Below are 5,339 nucleotides of genomic sequence, written 5' to 3'. Positions count from 1 at the left end.
TTGGGTAAGATGGGGAAGTTGCTTCGGGGTTGCTGTGCCTGGTGTGGTGTGGTGTTCTCGGGGTGTCTGTTGTTTGAGAACTCAATAGTGTGCCAAGTTTGTTGATACCAATTTGTTTTTTGGTTGCCATGATGCTGCCTGCCCTCGTGGGTGGTGTTGTGGTGTTGCCTGGATTGTTTTCTGTTTTTTTGATGGAGAGTTTGATCCTGGCTCAGGATGAACGCTGGCGGCGTGCTTAACACATGCAAGTCGAACGCTGAAGCTCCTAGCTTGCTGGGGGTGGATGAGTGGCGAACGGGTGAGTATCACGTGAGTAACCTGCCCTTGACTCTGGGATAAGCCTGGGAAACTGGGTCTAATACCGGATGATCACTTCTCTCCGCATGGGGGGGTGGTGTAAAGATTGTATCGGTCTTGGATGGACTCGCGGCCTATCAGTTTGTTGGTGGGGTAATGGCCTACCAAGGCGATGACGGGTAGCCGGCCTGAGAGGGTGACCGGCCACACTGGGACTGAGACACGGCCCAGACTCCTACGGGAGGCAGCAGTGGGGAATATTGCACAATGGGCGCAAGCCTGATGCAGCGACGCCGCGTGCGGGATGACGGCCTTCGGGTTGTAAACCGCTTTCAGCAGGGAAGAAGCCTTGAGTTTTCTTGGGGTGACGGTACCTGCAGAAGAAGCGCCGGCTAACTACGTGCCAGCAGCCGCGGTAATACGTAGGGCGCGAGCGTTATCCGGAATTATTGGGCGTAAAGAGCTCGTAGGCGGTTTGCCGCGTCTGCTGTGAAAGCCCGGAGCTCAACTCCGGGTGTGCAGTGGGTACGGGTAGACTGGAGTGCAGTAGGGGAGACTGGAATTCCTGGTGTAGCGGTGAAATGCGCAGATATCAGGAGGAACACCGATGGCGAAGGCAGGTCTCTGGGCTGTTACTGACGCTGAGGAGCGAAAGCATGGGGAGCGAACAGGATTAGATACCCTGGTAGTCCATGCCGTAAACGTTGGGCACTAGGTGTGGGGAGCATTCCACGTTTTCCGCGCCGTAGCTAACGCATTAAGTGCCCCGCCTGGGGAGTACGGCCGCAAGGCTAAAACTCAAAGGAATTGACGGGGGCCCGCACAAGCGGCGGAGCATGCGGATTAATTCGATGCAACGCGAAGAACCTTACCAAGGCTTGACATGGACCGGATCGCTGCAGAGATGTAGTTTCCCTTCGGGGCTGGTTCACAGGTGGTGCATGGTTGTCGTCAGCTCGTGTCGTGAGATGTTGGGTTAAGTCCCGCAACGAGCGCAACCCTTGTCCTATGTTGCCAGCACGTCGTGGTGGGGACTCATGGGAGACTGCCGGGGTCAACTCGGAGGAAGGTGGGGATGACGTCAAATCATCATGCCCCTTATGTCTTGGGCTTCACGCATGCTACAATGGCCGGTACAGTGGGTTGCGATACTGTGAGGTGGAGCTAATCCCTAAAAGCCGGTCTCAGTTCGGATCGAAGTCTGCAACTCGACTTCGTGAAGTTGGAGTCGCTAGTAATCGCAGATCAGCAATGCTGCGGTGAATACGTTCCCGGGCCTTGTACACACCGCCCGTCAAGTCACGAAAGTTGGTAACACCCGAAGCCGGTGGCCTAACCCTTGTGGGGGGAGCCGTCGAAGGTGGGACTGGCGATTGGGACTAAGTCGTAACAAGGTAGCCGTACCGGAAGGTGCGGCTGGATCACCTCCTTTCTAAGGAGCTTTTGTCCCTCACCTGCTGTTGATCAGTGTGGGTGGGGTGGCTTACCTGGGTATGGTCGGCGAGTGTCCGGCCTCTGGGTGTGCTCATGGGTGGAATGTCAACAACGTGCGCCTCTTTGTGTTGTGTGAAAGGGGTGGCTTGGTACACTGTTGGGTCCTGGAGCAACAGGCGTGTGTCTGGTTGTTTCTGGTGTTCCCTGTGCTGCAGGTAGCCGCATCGTGTGGGTGTGGTGAGGGTGGCGGGGGTTGTTGTTTGTGAACTGTATAGTGGACGCGAGCATCTTATTTTTTGGTCAATGCATGTCCTGCCCGTGGTGGCTGTGATGCCTGTTGTGGTGTTGTGGTTGCTGTGCGGGTGGGTGTTGTGTGTTCTAGTGTGATTTTGTGCTTGCCCATGATGTGCCTGTTGTTGTCTTGCCTGTGTGAATGGGTGGGGTGGCGGGTGTGTTGTGGGTGGGTGTAAGTGTTTTAGGGCGCATGGTGGATGCCTTGGCAGCAGGAGCCGATGAAGGACGTGGGAATCTGCGATAAGCCTGGTGGAGCTGATAACCGAGCGTTGAGGCCAGGATGTCCGAATGGGGAAACCCCGCATACTGTCATGGTGTGTGACCGGCCGTTGAATGTATAGACGGTTCGGGGGGAACGTCGGGAAGTGAAACATCTCAGTACCGACAGGAAGAGAAAACAATTGTGATTCCGTGAGTAGTGGCGAGCGAAAGCGGATGGGGCTAAACCGGTGGTGTGTGATACCTGACAGGGGTTGCGCCGCCGGGGTTGTGGGAGCCTACTTTCCAGGGTCTGTCAGTCCTGGGGGTTGAGGTGCGGGCGTATAGACGAACAACTGGTGAGTGGTTGACCGTAGAGGGTGTGAGTCCCGTAGTCGTAATGCGTTCCGCCGGCCTTGTGGGTGTTCCCGAGTAGCACGAGGCTCGAGGAATCTTGTGTGAATCTGCCAGGACCACCTGGTAAGCCTGAATACTACCTGCTGACCGATAGTGAATCAGTACCGTGAGGGAATGGTGAAAAGTACCCCGGGAGGGGAGTGAAATAGTACCTGAAACCATGTGCCTACAATCCGTCAGAGCATCCTGTTGGGGTGTGATGGCGTGCCTTTTGAAGAATGAGCCTGCGAGTTAGTGCTCAGTGGCGAGGTTAACCCGTGTGGGGTATCCGTAGCGAAAGCGAGTCTGAATAGGGCGTGTGAGTCGCTGGGTCTAGACCCGAAGCGGAGTGATCTACCCATGGCCAGGTTGAAGCGCGTGTAAGAGCGTGTGGAGGACCGAACCCACCTAGGTTGAAAACTGGGGGGATGAGCTGTGGGTAGGGGTGAAAGGCCAATCAAACTCTGTGATAGCTGGTTCTCCCCGAAATGCATTTAGGTGCAGCGTTGCGTGTTTCTTGCCGGAGGTAGAGCTACTGGATGGCCGATGGGCCCTACAAGGTTACTGACGTCAGCTAAACTCCGAATACCGGTAAGTGAGAGCGCAGCAGTGAGACTGTGGGGGATAAGCTTCATGGTCGAGAGGGAAACAGCCCAGACCACCGGTTAAGGCCCCTAAGCGTGTGCTAAGTGGGAAAGGATGTGGAGTTGCTTAGACAACCAGGAGGTTGGCTTAGAAGCAGCCATCCTTGAAAGAGTGCGTAATAGCTCACTGGTCAAGTGATTCCGCGCCGACAATGTAGCGGGGCTCAAGCACACCGCCGAAACTGTGGCATTCAGCAGTGTTGACTGTTGGATGGGTAGGGGAGCGTCGGACACTGCGGTGAAGCAGCCGCGGAAGCGTGTTGTGGAGTGTGTTCGAGTGAGAATGCAGGCATGAGTAGCGAAAGAGCAGTGAGAAACTGCTCCGCCGAATGACCAAGGGTTCCAGGGTCAAGCTAATCTGCCCTGGGTTAGTCGGGACCTAAGGCGAGGCCGACAGGCGTAGTCGATGGACAACGGGTTGATATTCCCGTACCGGCGAAGAACCGCCCCTGGTGAACTGGTGAGACTAACCACCCGAACTGCCTTTGACCCCTCATACTTTGTGTGGGGGGCTGTGGTGGGGAGCGTGGGACCTGAACCGGGGAGCCAAACGTATTAACAGGTGTGACGCAGGAAGGTAGCCGGGCCCAGCGATGGTTGACTGGGTCTAAGACTGTAGGACCTCTGGTAGGCAAATCCGTCAGAGTCTGTGTCTGAGAGTTGATGGGCCCCCACTATGGGTGGGGGATCCGGTGATCCTATGCTGCCGAGAAAAGCATCGACGTGAGGTTCTAGCCGCCCGTACCCCAAACCGACACAGGTGGTCAGGTAGAGAATACCGAGGCGATCGAGAGAATCACGGTTAAGGAACTCGGCAAAATGCCCCCGTAACTTCGGGAGAAGGGGGACCTTGAGCGTGATCCACCCTTGCGGTGGTGAGCGTGTATGGGTCGCAGAGACCAGGGGGAAGCGACTGTTTACTAAAAACACAGGTCCGTGCGAAGTCGTAAGACGAGGTATACGGACTGACTCCTGCCCGGTGCTGGAAGGTTAAGAGGACGAGTCACACCCTTTGGGGTGGAAGCTCAGAATTTAAGCCCCAGTAAACGGCGGTGGTAACTATAACCATCCTAAGGTAGCGAAATTCCTTGTCGGGTAAGTTCCGACCTGCACGAATGGAGTAACGACTTCCCCGCTGTCTCAACCGTGAACTCGGCGAAATTGCATTACGAGTAAAGATGCTCGTTACGCGCAGCAGGACGGAAAGACCCCGAGACCTTTACTATAGCTTGGTATTGGTGTTTGACAGTATTTGTGTAGGATAGGTGGGAGACTGTGAAACCTGCACGCTAGTGTGGGTGGAGTCATCGTTGAAATACCACTCTGATGGTGTTGAGCATCTAACTTCGGGCCCTGATCGGGTCCAGGGACAGTGCCTGGTGGGTAGTTTAACTGGGGCGGTTGCCTCCCAAAGAGTAACGGAGGCGCCCAAAGGTTCCCTCAGCCTGGTTGGCAATCAGGTGTTGAGTGTAAGTGCACAAGGGAGCTTGACTGTGAGACAGGCATGTCGAGCAGGAACGAAAGTTGGGACTAGTGATCCGGCGGCACCGTGTGGAAGGGCCGTCGCTCAACGGATAAAAGGTACCTCGGGGATAACAGGCTGATCCTGCCCAAGAGTCCATATCGACGGCATGGTTTGGCACCTCGATGTCGGCTCGTCGCATCCTGGGGCTGGAGTTGGTCCCAAGGGTTGGGCTGTTCGCCCATTAAAGCGGTACGCGAGCTGGGTTTAGAACGTCGTGAGACAGTTCGGTCCCTATCCGCTGCGCGCGTAGGAGATTTGAGAAGGTCTGTCCTTAGTACGAGAGGACCGGGACGGACGAACCTCTGGTGTGTCAGTTGTCCTGCCAAGGGCACCGCTGATTAGCTACGTTCGGGATGGATAACCGCTGAAAGCATCTAAGTGGGAAGCCGGCTTCAAGATAAGATCTCCGACATCCTTTGTGGTGTGAAGGCTCCCAGCTAGACGACTGGGTTGATAGGCCGGATGTGGAAGCACGGACTAACGACGTGTGAAGCTGACCGGTACTAATAAGCCGATCACTTACACCACACAAAACCCACACACCCAACCCC

At 55.7% G+C, this 5,339-nt stretch carries 2 rRNA genes; both read left to right on the top strand.

The features are described from left to right. Window positions 1-188 precede the first annotated feature (188 nt). A 16S ribosomal RNA gene (locus tag RIL96_RS13180) occupies window positions 189-1,729 on the top strand. 466 nt (window positions 1,730-2,195) lie between these two features. Next, a 23S ribosomal RNA gene (locus RIL96_RS13175) occupies window positions 2,196-5,315 on the top strand. Together the 16S and 23S rRNA genes form the textbook arrangement of a ribosomal RNA operon. Window positions 5,316-5,339: the final 24 nt, after the last annotated feature.

It is taken from the genome of Nesterenkonia aerolata (assembly GCF_031470965.1).
Taxonomy (GTDB): domain Bacteria; phylum Actinomycetota; class Actinomycetes; order Actinomycetales; family Micrococcaceae; genus Nesterenkonia; species Nesterenkonia aerolata.
This window is presented reverse-complemented; position numbering and strand designations above follow the sequence as displayed.